Here is an 18,028-nt window from a genome sequence, read left to right as displayed (position 1 = left end):
ACAAACACCTGCTTGTCCGCCTGATGCGAGGATTATCGCAGAAGCAGGTAAATACTCTCTTCGCCGCGCACCACGTTCAGTGCCAGCACCGGCGGTTTGCCTTCCAGCACTTTGCGCATTTCGGCAATTGAAGCGACGCGATTACGGTTCACGCCGATGATCACATCGTCTTTCTGCAAACCAACTTGCTCTGCTGGTGTGCCTTTTTCGATGGCATCGACTTTCACGCCTTTATCACCGGTTTTGGTCGTGCCGTCGCTCAGCGTTGCGCCTTGCAGTGCCGGAGACATCAATTGTGCGCTGGCGGTGGTTTGCGCGCTCTGTTCCAGTGTAACGGTGACGTTTACCGGTTTGCCTTCACGCAGCAGGCCGATTTTCACGTCCTGGCCCGGCGGCGTGGTACCGACTTTCACGCGCAGCTCAGCAAAGCTGGTGATCGGCTTATCATTGATCGAGGTAATGATATCGCCGGCTTTGATGCCTGCTTTCTCGGCGGCTGACTTCGGCAGCACTTCCGAAACAAAGGCACCGCGCTGCGCATCAACGTTAAACGCTTTGGCGATATCGGCGGTCATTTCCGTGCCTTTGATGCCGAGCTGGCCGCGCTTCACTTCGCCGAACTGAATCAGCTGATGCGCCAGATTCATCGCCATGTTGGCAGGAATGGCGAAGCCAATGCCGATGTTGCCGCCGCTCGAGGCCAGAATCGCGGTGTTGATACCAATCAACTCGCCATTCAGGTTCACCAGCGCTCCGCCGGAGTTACCGCGGTTAATTGCGGCATCGGTCTGAATGAAGTTCTCCAGTCCTTCCAGATTCAGGCCGCTACGACCCAGCGCGGAGATAATGCCCGATGTGGCCGTTTGACCCAGACCAAACGGATTTCCGATGGCCACGGCAAAATCACCCACTTTGAGCGAATCGGAATCGGCGATTTTTATCTGCGTGAGATTTTTCGCGCCTTCAACCTGAATCAAGGCGATGTCGGTTTGTTCATCGTGACCAATTAACTTAGCGTCATATTCGTTACCGTCACCCAATTGAACGCTGATTTTATCGGCGTTGCTGACCACATGATTGTTGGTGAGGATGTAGCCTTTAGCGGCATCGATGATCACGCCAGAACCCAGACCTTCAAAGGGCTGCGGCTGTGATTGTCCCGGTGCCTGACCAAAAAAGCGCTTCAGCGGTTCAGGAATCTCCTGCGCCTGCTGGCCGCTGTCGGTACCTTCAACACGCACGCTCACTACTGCGGGCAGAACTTTTTCCAGCATCGGTGCCAGGCTTGGCAATGCTTGTCCCTGAATCTGGGCGGGAAGAGTCGCCAGCGCACTCGGCGCCGCAGCCAAACTCATCCCGATACCCAAGGCTAATGCGCTTAACAGACGTGCTTGTTTTTTCATTGCTACAACGCTCTCGCTGCGAAAGGGATAAAAGAAGTGTGACAGTAGTTTGTGGTTTGTGTTCGAAAACAAAAAGGGCACAGCCAAGCTGTGCCCCAAAAGGATTAATTACGCGGTGCGCGGTCGCTGCCACGTAACAGGCCGGATGCGCCTTCAGAGTAATCGCGCGGCATCTGTACCGGCGCCTGATCGTTATCCGCTTCGGCTTCCGTCAGCTGGTAGGCAAACGGATTTTTTTCGCCTGGCAGATTTGGCAGCAGGTCATTAGACCCTTTCGCCATGTGCTGATACAGCTGGCGATAATCATGCGCCATGTTGTCCAGCAGCTCGGCGCTGCGGGCGAAGTGGTTAGTGAGCTCCTCGCGGTAATCCGCCAGCTCCGACTTCGTTTTTTCCAGTTCATACTGCATGCTACGCTGCTCGCGCAGCTTCTTGTTGCCAAAACGCATGACGACTGCGCCGACAATAATGCCAATCACTAAACCAATCAGCCCGTATTCCCAGGTCATAATGACTCCCGTGTAATTTCCGTTGTTTCGTAGGGCATTGCTTCTGTTGCAACATCAACTTCAATAGCAGCCACTATACCCAATAATCTATTGGAAGTGGAACTATCGGGCTGCATCGCTTAGTGTAGAGCGGCCTAATTTTCGTCAACCGACCCGTGAATCGGACTTTTTCAGGGATTCTGAGAGAACCATGCAAACCTCATCTCCGCTTGCACGCTACGAGCAGGCGCTGTCGCAGGGCGAATTCCGCCCGGATGACGTACAACGAGAAGCGATTACCCGCTTAGATACCATCCAGCAAGGATTGATTGCCCGCCAGCAACAGGTTGAACCGGCTGCCAAAGGTCTGTTTGGCCGCTTGTCTAAGATGATCAATAAAGAGAAAAGCACCCACGAAGCGCCAGTACGCGGCCTCTATATGTGGGGCGGTGTGGGTCGCGGTAAAACCTGGGTGATGGATCTGTTTTTTCAGTCAATTCCTGGTGATCGTAAGCTGCGCCTGCATTTCCACCGCTTTATGCTGCGTGTCCATCAGGAGCTGACGCAGCTGCAAGGCCACAGCGATCCGTTGTTGATTGTTGCCGACCGCTTTAAAGCGGAAACCGACATTCTCTGTTTCGATGAGTTTTTTGTCTCGGATATTACCGATGCGATGCTGCTGGGCACGCTGATGGAAGCACTGTTTGCGCGCGGCATTTCGCTGGTGGCAACCTCGAATATTCCGCCTGATGAACTCTATCGCAATGGCCTGCAGCGCCCGCGTTTCCTGCCAGCTATCGAACAAATCAAGCGTCATTGTGAAGTGATGAACGTTGACGCCGGCATCGATTACCGCTTGCGCACCTTAACCTCGGCGCATTTGTGGAACTTCCCGCTCAACGATGCCACGCACAGTGAAATGGAGCGCATGTTCCGCGCGCTGTCAGGCAAAGCGCGTGAAGACGCGCCGGTGCTGGAGATCAACCATCGTCAGATGCCGACGCTCGGTGTGCATGAAGGCGTGCTGGCGATCAATTTCCTGACGCTGTGCGGCGAAGGGCGCAGTCAGCACGACTATATTGAGCTCTCACGCCGTTTTCACAGCGTCTTGCTGTATGATGTGCCGGTGATGATTTATAAGACCGAAGATCAGGCGCGCCGCTTCCTGGCGCTGATCGATGAATTCTACGAACGCCACGTGAAACTGGTTGTCGCGGCTGAAACATCACTGTTTGAAATTTATCAGGGCACACGCTTGAAGTTTGAGTATCAGCGCTGCTTGTCGCGTTTGCAGGAGATGCAGAGCGAAGAGTATTTGCGTCTGCCGCATCTGCCCTGATGACGTGGCATAAATCGTAGGTTTTAGATGCAAAAAGGTTCGATCTTTGAGTTCGACTTCTCTATAATCTTGCGACCCCACGTTACAGCATCGGTTTTCTTTCCCAAGAACTCGATGTGATCCGGTAACTCACTTGAAGGGGTGGCTTGCTGGGCAAAATGGTCGTGTGAGCCTCAATCGTTTACTTAGCGTTTGGGATTTCACCAACGTGTAACTTTTTATTTGGGTAAGCTTTTCAATGAAAACTTTTACAGCTAAACCAGAAACCGTACAGCGTGACTGGTATGTTGTTGACGCAACGGGCAAAACCTTGGGTCGCCTGGCGACTGAACTGGCGCGCCGTCTGCGTGGTAAGCATAAAGCGGAATACACTCCGCACGTTGATACCGGTGATTACATCATCGTTCTGAACGCAGAAAAAGTTGCTGTAACCGGCAACAAGCGTACTGACAAGATTTACTATCACCACACTGGCCACATCGGTGGTATCAAGCAAGCGACCTTTGCAGAGATGATCGAGCGCCGTCCTGAGCGTGTGATTGAAATCGCGGTTAAAGGCATGCTGCCGAAAGGCCCACTGGGTCGTGCTATGTACCGTAAACTGAAAGTTTACGCAGGCAACGAGCACAACCACGCGGCGCAGCAACCGCAAGTTCTTGACATTTAATCGGGATTATAGGCAATGGCTGAAACTCAAAACTACGGCACTGGTCGCCGCAAAAGCTCTGCCGCTCGCGTCTTCATCAAGCCGGGTAGCGGTAACATCGTAATTAACCAGCGCTCTTTGGAGCAATACTTCGGTCGCGAGACTGCACGCATGGTCGTGCGTCAGCCGCTGGAGCTGGTTGATATGGTTGGTAAATTTGACCTGTACATCACTGTTAAAGGTGGTGGTATTTCTGGTCAGGCTGGTGCGATCCGTCACGGTATCACACGCGCTCTGATGGAGTACGACGAGTCTCTGCGTTCTGAACTGCGTAAAGCGGGCTTCGTTACCCGTGATGCGCGTGAAGTTGAACGTAAGAAAGTCGGCCTGCGTAAAGCACGTCGTCGTCCGCAGTTCTCCAAGCGTTAATTGTTTGCTGCTTTGGCAGCGGCAGTTGGCTCAAAAAACCCGCTTCGGCGGGTTTTTTATTACCTGCATTTATGATTTTTTCCCACGAAAAACGCGAGCTTTACCCGCATTTTGCCCGCAAATCATCACGCCCGCCCCACAAGCTGCTTAAAATCTGGTAAACTCACTGTCACTTTGCGCCTGCGAGAAGCAGCGTTGTGCTTGTCGTTCCTGTCGGGAAGACCGGACGATGCGACTAACGCTGACGGTAGGCGAATCTGATGAGCCGGTGAGTCGCCGCGTGGTTGGCTATTCGCAGTATCTTTTTGTGAACAAACTTGGAGGTTTTCATGGCTGTCGCTGCCAACAAACGTTCGGTAATGACGCTGTTTTCTGGTCCGACTGACATTTTCAGCCATCAAGTACGTATCGTACTGGCTGAGAAGGGCGTCAGCGTGGAGATCGAGCAGGTTGAAACGGATAACCTGCCGCAGGATCTGATTGACCTCAACCCGTATCGCACCGTACCGACGCTGGTCGACCGTGAACTGACGCTGTATGAATCACGCATCATCATGGAATACCTCGATGAGCGTTTCCCGCATCCACCGCTGATGCCGGTTTATCCGGTCGCGCGCGGTGAAAGCCGTCTGATGATGCACCGCATTGAGCAGGATTGGTACAGCTTGATGCGCACCATCGAAACCGCCAACGGTGCAGAAGCCGATGCAGCGCGCAAGCAACTGCGTGAAGAGCTGCTGGCGATTGCGCCACTGTTCGCACGCACGCCGTTCTTCATGAGCGAAGAGTTCAGCCTGGTGGATTGCTATCTGGCGCCGCTGCTGTGGCGCTTGCCGCAGATGGGTGTTGATCTGTCTGGCGCGGGTTCTAAAGAGCTGAAAGGCTATATGACGCGCGTGTTTGAACGTGACTCTTTCCTTGCGTCACTGACTGAAGCAGAACGTGAAATGCGCCTGCAAGCTCGGGGCTAATGTATGGAAATGTCGCAACTAACGGCGCGTCGTCCTTACTTGTTGCGGGCGTTCTACGACTGGTTGCTTGATAATCAGTTGACGCCGCATCTGGTGGTCGACATCAATCTGCCTGGTGTGCAGGTGCCGCTGGAATATGCGCGTGATGGGCAGATCGTTCTGAACATCGCGCCGCGTGCGGTAGGCAATCTGGATCTCGCCAATGATGAAGTGCGTTTCAACGCGCGTTTCGGTGGCGTACCGCGTCAGGTTTCTGTGCCGATGGCTGCGGTTCTGGCGATTTATGCCCGTGAAAACGGCGCTGGCACCATGTTCGAACCGGAACCGGCTTATGAGCTGGCAACGGACGATCAGGATGGTAGCGGTCAGGAAGAGACGATGATGTCTGTGATTGATGGCGATCGTCCGGATGATGCGACTGACGAAGATCACTCGCCAGATGATGAGCCGCCGCCGCGTGGAGGACGACCTTCACTGCGAGTGGTGAAGTAAAACGTGCAATAAAAAACGGGCCGCTTGGCCCGTTTTTTTATGCCTGCGCGTCTTAGTAGACGTCGCGCAAGTAGCGTTTATCTTTCTTCAGCTGATCAACGTAAGCCGCCGCACGCTCGCTGGACAAGCCACCGAACTGACGAACCACTTCATACAGCGCCGCATCAACGTCTTTTGCCATGCGTGATGCATCGCCACACACGTAGAAGTACGCGCCATCCTGCAGCCAGGCGTACAGCTCAGCGCCTTTCTCCAGCATGCGATTTTGCACGTAGATCTTCTCTTCCTGATCGCGCGAGAAGGCCAGATCCAGATTAGTCAGCAGACCTTTCTCCTGCCATGCCTGCAGCTCTTCTTCGTAGATGTAATCGTGTGCCTGATGCTGGTCACCGAAGAACAGCCAGTTTTTACCTTCTGCGCCCGTTGCCTGACGTTCCTGCAGGAAGGCGCGGAACGGTGCGATACCGGTGCCTGGTCCAACCATAATCAGCGGCGCATTGCCGTTTGACGGTACGCGGAATGCTTTGTTCGGCGAGATGAAGATCGCCGGCTTTTCGCCGCGACGTACACGTTCAGCCAGATAGGTTGAGCACACGCCTTTACGTTCGCGACCGCCGCTATGGTAGCGCACGGAAGCGATGGTCAGATGCACCTGATTTGGATGCGCTTTCGAGCTCGACGAGATGGAGTAAGCGCGATGCTGCAGTGGACGCAGCATGGCAACGAATTCCGGCACCGACAAGCTGCGCGTCAGCTCAAGCTGCAGCAGATCCAGCGTGTCTTTGCCCCACAGCCAAACGGCAAGGGTATCTTTGTCGTCGTGCTGCAACACGTGACGCAATTCCTGGTTGGTGGTGTTCTGACCAACCCATTCAATCAGTTTGCGTGACGGCTCGGAAATTTCGAACTGATAAGTCAGCAGATCGCCAAGGTTACGATCAAAGCCAGGTACCGGCGTCTCGTAGTCTGCTTTCAGCTGGGTCAGCAGCAGTGAAACCAGTGACGCGTCGTTCACCGGGATAACACCCAGCGCATCGCCCGCTTCATATTTCAGACCGCTGTCGGTGAGATCAAACTCAAAGTGACGAATATCTTTCGCCGACTCTTGAGCCGACAGGCGCTTGTTGGTCGCCAATGCGGCCGCATAAGGGTTTTGTTTGTTGCTGCCCGGAATGACAGGGGCTTCTGGCGCGCTTTCTAATGCATTACCGCTGCTGCCCGCACTGGCGGCGAATTGCGGCATTGCCGTGCCAATCCATTCGCTGGATGGTTCTTCGAAGTCGATATCGCAGTCGATACGATCGGCGACGCGTTTCGCACCGAGCTGCTCCAGACGCATATCGATGAATTTACCAGCCTGGCAGAAACCGTCGTAGCCGGTGTCGCCAATCGCCAATACCGCAAAGTGCATCTGCTCCAGACGCGGCGCGGTGCTGGCTGAAATCGCGTTCCAGAACAGCTGAGCGTTATCCGGCATTTCGCCTTCGCCGTAAGTCGAGGTGACGATCAGCACGTGACGCATGGTAGCGAACACATCCAAATCCACTTCGCCCAGCGCCTGCACCACCGGCACCAAACCTTTGGCGCGTGCGGCTTTAGCTGCTGTTTGCGACAACGCTTCAGCGTTACCGGTCTGTGAACCGAACAGGATATGCAGCTGGGTGTTTGCACCCGCAGCCGGTGCGCTCTGCTTGTCTTCTAATACCAGCAGGCGCGAATGGAGACCGGCGAGGAAGCCCGCCAGCCAGTATTTCTGCTCACCGTTAAACGGTGCATCTTCAGGAATGTAAGGAATTTTCATCGGTAAGGCACTCAATCCTGTTCAATCAAAATATAAAAACTAAATTACACATGTTCAGTAGCACTGTAATCAGGAAAGTTTCCCGACTGCAGCTGCGATTTCTGGCAGTGCAGCACGCGCAAACAGCTCTTCAAAATCAGGCAGATGGCCCAGTACTTCACGGTTGCAGGCATCCTGATAAATGATCCAGCCATATGTCGCCAGGCTGTCCATGGAGCGAATGTTGCGCTGCGTTAATGCCGCTTTGTAATCTGCCATACGTTTAGCGGCGATCAGGCTTGCCAGCTCGTCATCGCTGTAGCTCTCAATCGCAGAGCGTGCATGACGTTGCAGTCGGCTTATTAAGGTGAAATCTTCGGTCATCAGCAGATTGCGTACCGCTTTTTCCACCGCCGGATCTTCCACCGCCGTGCCTTTCGGCAGTTTGCCCAGCGCCAGCTGCTGCGCGAGGCTGAGAACGGTGTAGTTGTTCAGCAGAACAAACATCTCCAGCGTATCTGTCGCGCCGTAAGCCGGAACAGCACCGTTAGCAATGGTTTTACCGTCACGCCAGGCCGATTTGAACTTCGTCACCTGATGCGCAGCCAGCGACGTTGAGAGCTCTTCGAGCAAGTCTTTACGTGATTTGGCTTTGAGGATTTCGGTGCCATCCTGATACAGCAGCAGCGAACGCGGCATCACATATACAAAGTGATGGCACTCGGTTTCCCAGTTATCCAGCAGCCAGGCCGCGCGTGGCGATTGGGTTGCTTCCAGATGCCAGTTAAGCATGGTCAGCACCGCTTGTTTGTGCACCTGCGCCATTTCATCTTCATCGGCGATGGAGCCAAACAGCACCGAATCACCTGCCGCGTGCGCAGCCAGCGATCCATACGGGTCGTACTGGTAAGCGAAACCGCCGCTCATGCCGTTGCCGAAGCCTTTACCAAAGGTGCCAAGGTTAAGAATGGCGCCGTTGGTCATGTATTCGCAGCAGAAGTCACCAACGCCTTCAACTACCGCAGTTGCGCCGGAGTTACGCACGGCGAAGCGGTCACCCGCCTGGCCCTGAACAAACAGACGACCGCCGGTCGCGCCAAACAGCGCGAAGTTACCGATCAACACGTTGCCATCGCTGTCCTGTGCGCCACCGCCCGGTGACATCACCACCAGTTCGCCGCCGCACTGGCCTTTGCCAACGCCGTCGTTGCAGGTGCCGTAATGCTTCATTTGCATGCCGTCATTGCAGAACGCGCCGAACGACTGGCCGGCAGAACCGCTGGTATTAATCAGCACGCTACGCGGTGCCAGATAATGACGACCGCGATCGTCTTTCATGACCGCTGGCAATGCTGCCAGTTGATCTTTAGGTAATTCATGGTTCAGCATGCGCTCGATATCGATCGCCAGCTGACCACCCACGCTCTTGTTACGGTTGTTCAGGGTGATGCCCGCGCCCAGCGCGATTTCACGGCTTGCCGCGCCAACCAGCTGCGTTTTCAGCTCGTTAACCCAGCCATCATCCAGTTCAAAATCTTTTTCCAGATACACCGGCTTAGCAATTTTCTGTTCTGGCACCACGGTCAACATCGCGCGCAGATCCAGTTTGCCGACTTCCAGCGGGTGATCCATCAAGTGCAGTAGATCCGAACGGCCACGCGCTTCACGCAGAGAACGCAAGCCGAGGCGGGCGAGGAACTCACGCACTTCCTGCGCCACGTTGATGAAGTACTGCGCCAGCTGACGCGGATCACCATCAAAGGCTTCGGCGTTGGTGGTTAAACCGGCCGGGCATTTGACGTTACAGTTTTTCGCCATCACGCATTTCAACATCATCAGCGCGGTGGTGCCGAACTCGAAGCTGTCGCCACCGAGCAGGGCTGATTTGATCACATCGCTGCCGGTCTGCTGCGCGCCGGAGCAGCGCAGCTGCACTTTGTCGCGCAGGCCGTTAGCACACAGCGCCTGATGCACTTCAGCGATACCGATCTCCGCGACGCGGCCGGTATATTTCAGGCTGGTAACGGAAGCTGCGCCGGTGCCGCCGGTATTACCCGCGACGTTAATCACATCCGCGCCGGCTTTCGCCACGCCGACGGCGATGGTGCCGATACCTTCAGATGAAACCAGCTTGACGATGACGCGCACGCGCGCGGCTTTACAGTCATGGATCAGCTGTGCCAAATCTTCGATGGAGTAAGTGTCGTGGTGCGGCGGCGGTGAAACAAGCTCGACGCCCGGCGTGCCGCCGCGCGCTGCGGCAATCTCAACGGTCACTTTCGGTGCCGGCAACTGACCGCCTTCACCGGGCTTCGCGCCCTGACCGATTTTGATCTCCAGCTCTTCCAGCATCGGGTCAGCCAGATAAGCCGCCCACACGCCGAAACGACCGGATGCCAACTGCTTGATACGTGAGGCGCGGATGGTGCCGTGACGTGAATAGTGCTCGCCACCTTCGCCGCAGTTACTCATGCCGCCAACCATGTTGGTACCGTGCGCGACAGCTTCGTGCGCAGGCGCCACCAGCGCACCGTGGCTCATCGCACCGGAAGCAAAGGTACGCGTGATTTCATGTGCCGGTTGAATCTCTTCCAGCGGCAGCGATGGCAGCGCGGTGAAGATCAGTGACAGATAATCAGCAGCTTTGCCGTAAGCGGTGATGTGCAGCACGCCATCCGCCACGCTGCTGCTTTCGATATCGTCGGTGAAACGGGTTTTCAGCGCACGCGCCAGCGCTTCAAGGCGCTCGTTCTCTGATTTCAGACCTGCAATCGCATCAATGAGACGCAGCTCGAACTGGTTCAGGCTGCCGTTCACCGCTTCACACTTCAGGCCACGCGTAGCGAAGCCGTTGTTCACCAGCGAGTAGCGGCCCAGTTTGCGGCCGAATTCGGCTTCGCTATCAACGTGGGTCAAATCGCATGGCAGCGCCAGGATGTCGCGCAGCGCCGCAGGACGACGTTTACGCTCGGCATGCATCAGGCCGGAGAACTGACGGTAATCTGGCGTAATGGCAAAGGTGTCGATCACATCATTCGGAATACGCTCGAAGCTGCTGTCTTTAAAGGCTTCTGCTTTGATGTTGAACGCGTTATCCAGTTTGGCCAGCGTCATCAAACGAATAAAGTTGTCCTCTTCGCGCTCTTTATTAGCAAAGCGAATCGGCTGTTCCGTCATATCGATAAAGGTACGTACCGCGATGGTACCGTACGAGTGTCCCGCGCCTTCAGCACGCTCTTTGAACAGGCCGAGCAATGGCACTTCCGCTTCGCCCTGAATTTTCAACGAGCTCTGGTGCCAGTCAACTGCCATCTGAGCGATCGCCGGGAAGCCCGCGCCGCCGACAGGAGTTTTGATATTCGGGAAATATTTCTTCAATACCGGATCGTCGGTATTCAGGAAGTTCGGCTCGAAGAACTCGCCGCAGCTGTAGCTCTCAACAGTACACAGGCCGACTTTACCCATGGTTTTCATCAGCGCTTTTTCGGCTGCTTTGGCATAGCGTTTAAAGGCTTTGTTGCCTTCTTCGCCTTCACCAAATTTCTCTTCCGCACGCATCTGCACGCCGAGTGGGTAAACGGCAGAAGCACCGAAGCCCAGCGTCGCCGCGATGTGGTGTGAAGAGATGCTTTGACCACTTTCGACTACCAGCGAAACATCCAGACGCAGACCTTCCTGCACTAAGCGCTGGTTGATCGCCGACACCATCAGCAGCATCGGAATCGCTGCGTGCGTTGAGGAGATATGACGGTCGGTGATCACCGCGATGCCGCCTTGCTGGCGTGCGAAATCCACCACCTGCTGGGCTAAGTCATCAATGGCTTTTTCCAGCGCGTTGGCGTTGGCCGCACGGCTGACGATATCTTTGCCAACGACTGGCTCGTACAGCATCTCGAAGCGCGCATAAGGTGCGACGGTTTGCTCGCGCAGGCGCAGCATGTCTAGGTGGGTCAGGATTGGCGTCGGGACAATGATTTGCTGGCCTTTGCTGCGGCCGAGATGCGGTTTTGCACCTAGAGCAACACGCAGCGTCATGCCGTCCGCTTCACGAATCGAATCGAGCGGTGGGTTGGTGACTTGCGCAAAACGTTGTGAGAAGTAGTGCGCCATGCCGCCTTCGTGATCGGACAGGCCATTGATGGCGTTGCCGTAACCCATTGCTGAGATCTTCTCAGCGCCGGTTTGCAGCATCGGGTCCATCATGAATTTGAAGCTTTCCTGGTTGTAGTAGTAGGCGACAAAACGCTGATAGGTTTTGAGGTCACCACGATAACGCAGCGGCGAGCCGAGTTGCTCCGCCTGAATTTCCGGCAGGTCGGCGAGATCGATACGCGCTTTGCTCAGCAGCGACAGGTAATCTTTTTCGGCTGCCAGTTTTTCCAGCGCTTCAACCGTGGTGTAAGAGCGTTTCTCTTTGTGATCGTAATAGAGCATGCCGCCCGCTTCGATGCGGCCACGACGCAGAACGCTTTCCGGTGGGAAGGCGATCTGGCCTGCTTCAGACATCGCACCGATGTATTCCTCAGTTTCAACGGAACGCAGCGGACGCAGGCCGAGGCGGTCAAGACGCGCGCCGATCACTTCACCGTTACCGAAGATCAGTGCAGCTGGGCCATCGTTTTTCTCTTCATATAAAGAGAAGTATTCGAGCATGGCGCGCACTTCGTTTGAGAGTGACGTATCGTTCTCCCACGCCGGCGGCATCATCGAAACCACGGCGTTGATCAGATCGAGATTATCTTCCATCAAACGGCTGTGGATGCTCTGGTCGAGACGTGAGCTGTCTGACTGACCTTTTGGACGCACGATTTTTTTACCGCGCGCCAGCATCAGTGCCGCTTCAGCAATGCGGTTTTTACGATCGGTGTTCAGCTCGCCGTTGTGCGCCATTAAACGGAACGGTTGCGCCATGGTGGTATGCGGATCGGTGTTGGTCGAGAAGCGGGTGTGGAAAAACAGCCCGCGCACCTGATGGTCCGCATCGGTCAAATCTTTGAAGTACGGGATCACTTCGTTGGAGTTCAGGCGTGCTTTAAACACCTGCGTGCGCGAAGAGAGCGACAGCGGATAGAGGCCGCCGAATTCGCTTTCGGTAAAGGCGCGTGCTTCGATATCCAGCAGCGCGCGATAAATCTGGCGCTCGAATTCGAGTTGTTCAGTCACTTCCTGCGGCGCGGCAAAAATCCACTGCACAATTGGCAGCTGGAATTGCAGGGCGGCCGGGCGCGTCACGCTGCCGTCGAGCGGCATATCGCGTTTCACTAAGATCGGGAAGTTATGCGCCGCCAGCGTTTCTTCAACCAAACGCTCAGCGTTGGCGCGCAGCTCTGCATCTTTTGGCACAAAAAAGTTACCGACGCCGAAACGGCCGGCTTCCAGCGCCAGACCGGTAACCTTGCGGAAGAAGTTCAGGGAGAGATCGACGTTTACACCCGCGCCATCGCCCACGCCTTCGGCAGACATGCCGCCACGGTGCGGGACTGTGCATAGCGCGCTATGGGCCATCCGCAGAATCTCATGAGTCTGCTCGCCGTCCTTACGGGTAATGAAACCTACACCACAGCTGTCACTTCCGGCTGATGGGTCATACAAACCATAGGGATTCGGTTTTTGCGTGGACATTGAGAGTCTCCTTAAACTTCTTTTGACATTACCTGCATTATTTCGCGTACCGCAGCGTGGCATTTAGAGCCAACGCGGCGGTATCAATTCTTGTGCCGCTCAGTAAAGAGCGGGCGTCGCAGCACCGAGCAAGGGCTCTCAAGACACTGTTGTCACGTCCTTAATGAGCTGCTCTTTTTATTCCGGTCTCTTTCGGGAGATAGCTTGCATCCAGAGGGAGGCTTCTTGCTGCATAGATATGCCGAGACACAGGCCCACCAGGAAAGCTTCCAGTGGAATTCCAACTTATCGGGAAAGCGAACTCAGGTCAAATAGCCAGCTTTGTTGCGGGTAATTGGCTTTTTCGTCACTTAATCAAATGATTATTAAGGTTTTTTTGCGTAAATTTATGTCAATCTCCCGCTGCGCATTCCCCCAGGAAGTGTGAGCCGTCTCACTGTGACCCAGCCCTCTAATATCCAAACAATGCTGGCAGGAAGGGTTATAACAGCATTTAATTCTGTTGGGGGCAGTTGATACACAGCATGTATCTGTTTTTCTTATGGCGTCATATTTGAATCAAAATGGGGCTGCCATTAGTAAAATTAATCACGCGAGGCGTGCTTAAAAAATCACTTAAGTTGAATGGGTATGCAATAAAGAGGTGCAACCATCAGGAAAAATGGCTGCCAGGGTGCTGATTAGCACAGGATGTTGAGATAAGGCCCGCAAAAGCGCGGCCCTCCAGATTATTCAGTTGGCAGAATTAGTCAAGCGCTTTGCGCATATAGAAGGGAACGTCGGCGAAATCGCGCTGCGATGCACCATTACAGGGCATAACCCGCGTGATATGGCAGGGTGAAGCGGGGCAGCGCAGCGATAATTACGCTATCATGAGCCAGATTTCGTTCAGGGAGCTCGTAATGAAACAGATTCGTCTTTTAGCGCAGTACTACGTTGATTTGATGGTCAAACTCGGCCTGGTGCGTTTTTCGCTACTGTTAGCCTCGGCGCTGGTCGTACTGGCGATGGTGGTGCAGATGGCCGTCACCATGGTGTTGCGCGGACATGTGGAAAGCATCGACGTTGTCCGCTCCATCTTCTTCGGTCTGTTAATTACGCCCTGGGCAGTCTATTTCCTCTCGGTGGTGGTCGATCAGCTGGAAGAGTCGCGCCAACGCCTGTCAAAACTGGTGGATAAGCTGGAAGAGATGCGTACGCGCGATCTCGAGCTTAATCAGCAGATGAAGGAGACCATCACCCAGCTTAATCAGGAAATTAACGATCGTATTAAAGCTGAGCAGGCGCGTGAGCAGGTGATGGATAAGCTGCGCGAAGAGATGGCACGACGCGAGCAGGCGCAAATCGAGCTGGAACAGCAATCCTCCTTCCTGCGCTCTTTCCTCGATGCATCACCGGATTTGGTGTTCTACCGCAACATTGATAAGCAGTTCTCCGGTTGTAACCGCGCCATGGAACTGCTAACCGGAATGAGTGAAAAGCAGTTGATAGGCCTGACTCCGCGCGATATCTACGATGACGAAGCCGCCACTAAAGTGCTGGAAACTGATGAGAAGGTGTTCCGCCACAATGTATCGCTGACGTACGAACAGTGGCTGCAATATCCCGACGGTCGCAAAGCCTGTTTCGAAATCCGTAAAGTGCCCTATTACGACCGTGTGGGTAAACGCAGTGGCCTAATGGGCTTTGGCCGCGATATTACCGAGCGTAAGCGCTATCAGGACGCGCTGGAGAACGCCAGCCGTGAGAAGACCACCTTTATTTCTACTATCAGCCACGAGCTGCGTACGCCGCTGAATGGCATCGTTGGGCTGAGCCGCATCCTGCTGGATACCGATCTCAATCAGGAGCAACTCAAGTACCTCAAAACCATCCACGTTTCAGCCATCACGCTGGGCAACATCTTCAATGACGTGATCGAAGTGGACAAAATCGAGCGCCGTAAAGTGCAGCTGGATAATCAACCGCTGGATTTCACCGGCTTCCTCGCCGATCTGGAAAATCTCTCTGGCCTGCTGGCGCAGCCAAAAGGGCTGAAGTTTGTCATGGCGCCAGAGTTGCCGCTGCCGCATAAAATCTCGGCGGATGGTACGCGCTTGCGTCAGATTCTGTGGAACCTGATTGGCAACGCCGTGAAATTTACCCAGCAGGGCGAGATTGTGGTGCGCGTCGCCTATCGTCAGGATGAAACGCTGCACTTTGAAGTGCAGGATTCCGGCATGGGCATTCCGGAGGAAGAGCAGGATAAGATCTTCGCGATGTATTACCAGGTGAAAGATCAACATGGCGGCAAACCAGCGACGGGCACCGGCATCGGTTTAGCGGTTTCGCGTCGTCTGGCACAGGCGATGGGCGGCGATATCAGTGTCAGTAGCGTCGCGGGGCAGGGTTCCTGCTTTACCGTCGAGATTAACGCGCCACGCGTCGCTGAGGAAGTAGAAGACGACAATCTGGATGACAGCATGCCGTTGCCGGCGCTGCACGTGTTGCTGGTGGAAGATATCGAGCTCAACGTCATCGTGGCGCGTTCAGTGCTGGAGAAACTGGGCTGCAGCGTTGACGTCGCGATGACCGGAACAGACGCGCTGGCGATGTTTGATCCGCAGGAGTTCGATCTGGTGCTTCTCGACATTCAGCTACCGGATATGACCGGCCTCGACGTGTCGCGCGCTATCCATCAGCGTTATGCCGATGTGGCGCTGCCGCCGCTGGTGGCATTGACCGCTAACGTGCTAAAAGACAAAAAAGAGTATCTCGATGCCGGCATGGATGATGTGTTGAGCAAGCCGCTTGCCGTGCCAGCGCTGACGGCGGTGATCAAGAAGTTCTGGGACTATCAGCCTGAGCAGGAAGAGATAGCCAGCGAGTCATCAGACGAGCAGTCACGCACGCTGTTGGATGTGGCGATGCTGGAACAATACATTGAGCTGGTTGGCCCAGGATTGATTACCCAAAGCCTCACTATGTTTGAGCAGATGATGCCGGGTTATCTCGACGTGCTGGATTCCAACATGATGGCGCGCGATCAAAAAGGCATAGCTGAAGAAGGGCACAAGATTAAAGGTGCAGCAGGTTCGGTTGGCTTACTGCATTTACAGCAGTTAGCGAAACAGATTCAGTCGCCGGAATTGCCAGCGTGGTGGGACAACGTGCAAGAGTGGGTCGACGAATTAAAACATGAATGGCTCAATGACGTGAACGTGTTACGTGAATGGGTTGCAGAGCGGGAAAAATTACAGGACGTTAGAAAAAAATGACCCCAGTCGAAACTGGGGTGCGCGAATACTGCGCCAACACCAGGGAAATGGGTACTGCTGCTATTATTAGAAATCGAATAAGAAAGCAACAGTTCGGTATTGGTTAACGCTTCAAAATCACCTTAACAAATTCGCCAATGCTTGCGACAAGATTCATTAAATTGTGTGATGTTGAGCAGCGATTAAATACAGAAAACATTAATTTGCTGACACAGTCAAGCAAGGAATTAATTTCTTTGCCATATTGCACTTTTTTTGACCAAATGTTCTGCTTTTTGCCTGGTTTTGCTGCAGTGACCGGCAGGAAAAGCCTGACACAAGCATGGAAAATCTGATTCTGACAAAAAATTGAGGTTAAGTAAGATTAACACTCTGATATTGATGGATAAAAACAGATTTTTCGGCGGGTTATCCAAAACGTTTTGGAAACCTTAAACGGAAAGTTCCAGTTTATAGTTTATTGAATAATGTAAACCAAACGTGCGGTAAATCGCTTTACCATCCGTGAGGTCGAATGCATGCAGGATCAGACAGATTTGGGCGCATTTTTCAGAATGGTCTCTGTTATCAATGAACAAGTTCGCACAACAATAAAATTGATAGTTAAGCATCATGAAAGCATTTACGTGAGCGATATCACATTCAGTTAAGTGTTCATGCATGCAGCATTTGATCTATTGATCGTTATGGAACCGATTCCTTTTTGGCGGAAGTGCTTGATGTGATTGGCTCTAATAGAGGAACACTGATTGCGATGGCAACAATTTTTCAGGCGTCTTTACCAGTCTGAGGATAAAATTTAGTGGTTAATCGTTGGTATTCGCTATCGTGACTTGGGTGATTGATTAATACAGGGAACAGGTAAGAGAAAATTGCATGAGCAAGAGTAAAGGGACATTGGGAAAACGTATTAAAGTGCTGATTGCTAAAGCGCTACTGGCATGGCTTGGCATCTGGTTAGCGGGCATTTTGCTGTTTGCTTTTTTACCGGTACCGTTCTCAGCGGTGATGGTGGAACGGCAAATCAGCGCCTGGTTTACTGGGCGCTTTGATTATGTGGCGCACTCGGATTGGGTCGGCATGGACGAAATCTCGCCGTGGATGGCATTAGCAGTTATCGCTTCTGAGGATCAAAAGTTTCCCGAGCATTGGGGCTTTGATGTCGATGCCATCCAGTCAGTGCTGGATAACGATGGCAATGAACGCATGCGCGGTGCTTCAACGCTTTCACAGCAGACGGCGAAAAACTTGTTTCTGTGGGATGGTCGTAGTTGGTTGCGTAAAGGGCTGGAAGCAGGATTAACGGTGGGAATCGAAACCGTGTGGACTAAGCGGCGTATCCTGACGGTTTATCTTAATATCGCAGAATTTGGCGACGGCGTGTTTGGCGTGGAAGAAGCTTCACAGCGCTATTTCCATAAACCCGCTAGCCGCCTGACGATGTCTGAAGCGGCGTTACTGGCAGCGGTGCTGCCCAATCCGATCCGTTTCCGCGCCGATGCGCCTTCAGGCTACACGCGGCAGCGGCAGCAGTGGATTATGCGGCAGATGCGCCAGTTGGGCGGCGAGGGTTTCCTCAATCGCTACAAGCTGCACTGATA

At 53.9% G+C, this 18,028-nt stretch carries 11 protein-coding genes; 7 read left to right on the top strand and 4 right to left on the bottom strand.

All coding sequences use genetic code 11. The features are described from left to right. Positions 1 to 32: 32 nt before the first annotated feature. The gene (gene degQ / locus FHW71_RS12515) at positions 33 to 1,403 is read right to left on the bottom strand and encodes a serine endoprotease DegQ (RefSeq protein WP_179451881.1); all 1,371 of its coding nucleotides are present in this window, start codon (positions 1,401 to 1,403) and stop codon (positions 33 to 35) included. Between the two features lie 104 nt (positions 1,404 to 1,507). Next, positions 1,508 to 1,912: a Z-ring associated protein ZapG gene (gene zapG, locus FHW71_RS12510; protein ID WP_008104398.1), complete on the bottom strand. Its 405-nt coding sequence runs from the start codon at positions 1,910 to 1,912 to the stop codon at positions 1,508 to 1,510. Positions 1,913 to 2,102: 190 nt separating this feature from the next. Between zapG and zapE the strand changes: the two genes are divergently transcribed. The 5 genes from zapE to sspB all read left to right on the top strand — a co-directional run bounded on the left by zapE (position 2,103) and on the right by sspB (position 5,768). Continuing rightward, positions 2,103 to 3,230: a cell division protein ZapE gene (zapE, locus tag FHW71_RS12505; protein ID WP_179451882.1), complete on the top strand. Its 1,128-nt coding sequence runs from the start codon at positions 2,103 to 2,105 to the stop codon at positions 3,228 to 3,230. A 238-nt stretch (positions 3,231 to 3,468) separates the two neighbouring features. Beyond that, positions 3,469 to 3,897: a 50S ribosomal protein L13 gene (rplM, locus tag FHW71_RS12500; RefSeq protein ID WP_007886599.1), complete on the top strand. Its 429-nt coding sequence runs from the start codon at positions 3,469 to 3,471 to the stop codon at positions 3,895 to 3,897. A gap of 15 nt (positions 3,898 to 3,912) precedes the next feature. Then, positions 3,913 to 4,305 (top strand): 30S ribosomal protein S9, encoded by a 393-nt coding sequence (gene rpsI / locus FHW71_RS12495; protein ID WP_007886600.1) that lies wholly within the window; start codon positions 3,913 to 3,915, stop codon positions 4,303 to 4,305. Positions 4,306 to 4,634: 329 nt separating this feature from the next. Then, complete coding sequence (sspA, locus tag FHW71_RS12490) at positions 4,635 to 5,276, top strand: stringent starvation protein SspA (protein ID WP_008104394.1); 642 nt, start codon at positions 4,635 to 4,637, stop codon at positions 5,274 to 5,276. A gap of 3 nt (positions 5,277 to 5,279) precedes the next feature. Beyond that, the gene (gene sspB / locus FHW71_RS12485) at positions 5,280 to 5,768 is read left to right on the top strand and encodes a ClpXP protease specificity-enhancing factor (protein ID WP_179451883.1); all 489 of its coding nucleotides are present in this window, start codon (positions 5,280 to 5,282) and stop codon (positions 5,766 to 5,768) included. 52 nt (positions 5,769 to 5,820) lie between these two features. On the opposite strand, the gene FHW71_RS12480 is transcribed toward sspB, so the two are convergent. Further along, complete coding sequence (locus tag FHW71_RS12480; RefSeq protein WP_179451884.1) at positions 5,821 to 7,569, bottom strand: sulfite reductase subunit alpha; 1,749 nt, start codon at positions 7,567 to 7,569, stop codon at positions 5,821 to 5,823. A 69-nt stretch (positions 7,570 to 7,638) separates the two neighbouring features. Continuing rightward, complete coding sequence (locus FHW71_RS12475) at positions 7,639 to 13,170, bottom strand: glutamate synthase-related protein (protein ID WP_179451885.1); 5,532 nt, start codon at positions 13,168 to 13,170, stop codon at positions 7,639 to 7,641. Between the two features lie 902 nt (positions 13,171 to 14,072). On the opposite strand from FHW71_RS12475, the gene arcB reads away from it, so the two are divergent. Next, positions 14,073 to 16,427 (top strand): aerobic respiration two-component sensor histidine kinase ArcB, encoded by a 2,355-nt coding sequence (arcB, locus tag FHW71_RS12470; RefSeq protein ID WP_179451886.1) that lies wholly within the window; start codon positions 14,073 to 14,075, stop codon positions 16,425 to 16,427. Between the two features lie 876 nt (positions 16,428 to 17,303). Continuing rightward, positions 17,304 to 18,026 (top strand): monofunctional biosynthetic peptidoglycan transglycosylase, encoded by a 723-nt coding sequence (gene mtgA, locus FHW71_RS12465; protein WP_061718271.1) that lies wholly within the window; start codon positions 17,304 to 17,306, stop codon positions 18,024 to 18,026. Positions 18,027 to 18,028: the final 2 nt, after the last annotated feature.

Source organism: Enterobacter sp. Sphag1F, assembly GCF_014193275.1.
GTDB lineage: Bacteria > Pseudomonadota > Gammaproteobacteria > Enterobacterales > Enterobacteriaceae > Pantoea > Pantoea symbiotica.
Note: the sequence above shows the minus strand (reverse complement) of the source record. Positions and strands in the feature narration are given on the sequence as shown.

Coding starts and splice junctions, on each gene's coding strand:
- FHW71_RS12475 (WP_179451885.1), bottom strand. CDS start 13,170: ATGTCCACGCAAAAACCGAATCCCTATGGTTTGTATGACCCATCAGCC.
- rplM (WP_007886599.1), top strand. CDS start 3,469: ATGAAAACTTTTACAGCTAAACCAGAAACCGTACAGCGTGACTGGTAT.
- sspB (WP_179451883.1), top strand. CDS start 5,280: ATGGAAATGTCGCAACTAACGGCGCGTCGTCCTTACTTGTTGCGGGCG.
- arcB (WP_179451886.1), top strand. CDS start 14,073: ATGAAACAGATTCGTCTTTTAGCGCAGTACTACGTTGATTTGATGGTC.
- zapG (WP_008104398.1), bottom strand. CDS start 1,912: ATGACCTGGGAATACGGGCTGATTGGTTTAGTGATTGGCATTATTGTC.
- rpsI (WP_007886600.1), top strand. CDS start 3,913: ATGGCTGAAACTCAAAACTACGGCACTGGTCGCCGCAAAAGCTCTGCC.
- FHW71_RS12480 (WP_179451884.1), bottom strand. CDS start 7,569: ATGAAAATTCCTTACATTCCTGAAGATGCACCGTTTAACGGTGAGCAG.
- degQ (WP_179451881.1), bottom strand. CDS start 1,403: ATGAAAAAACAAGCACGTCTGTTAAGCGCATTAGCCTTGGGTATCGGG.
- sspA (WP_008104394.1), top strand. CDS start 4,635: ATGGCTGTCGCTGCCAACAAACGTTCGGTAATGACGCTGTTTTCTGGT.
- zapE (WP_179451882.1), top strand. CDS start 2,103: ATGCAAACCTCATCTCCGCTTGCACGCTACGAGCAGGCGCTGTCGCAG.
- mtgA (WP_061718271.1), top strand. CDS start 17,304: ATGAGCAAGAGTAAAGGGACATTGGGAAAACGTATTAAAGTGCTGATT.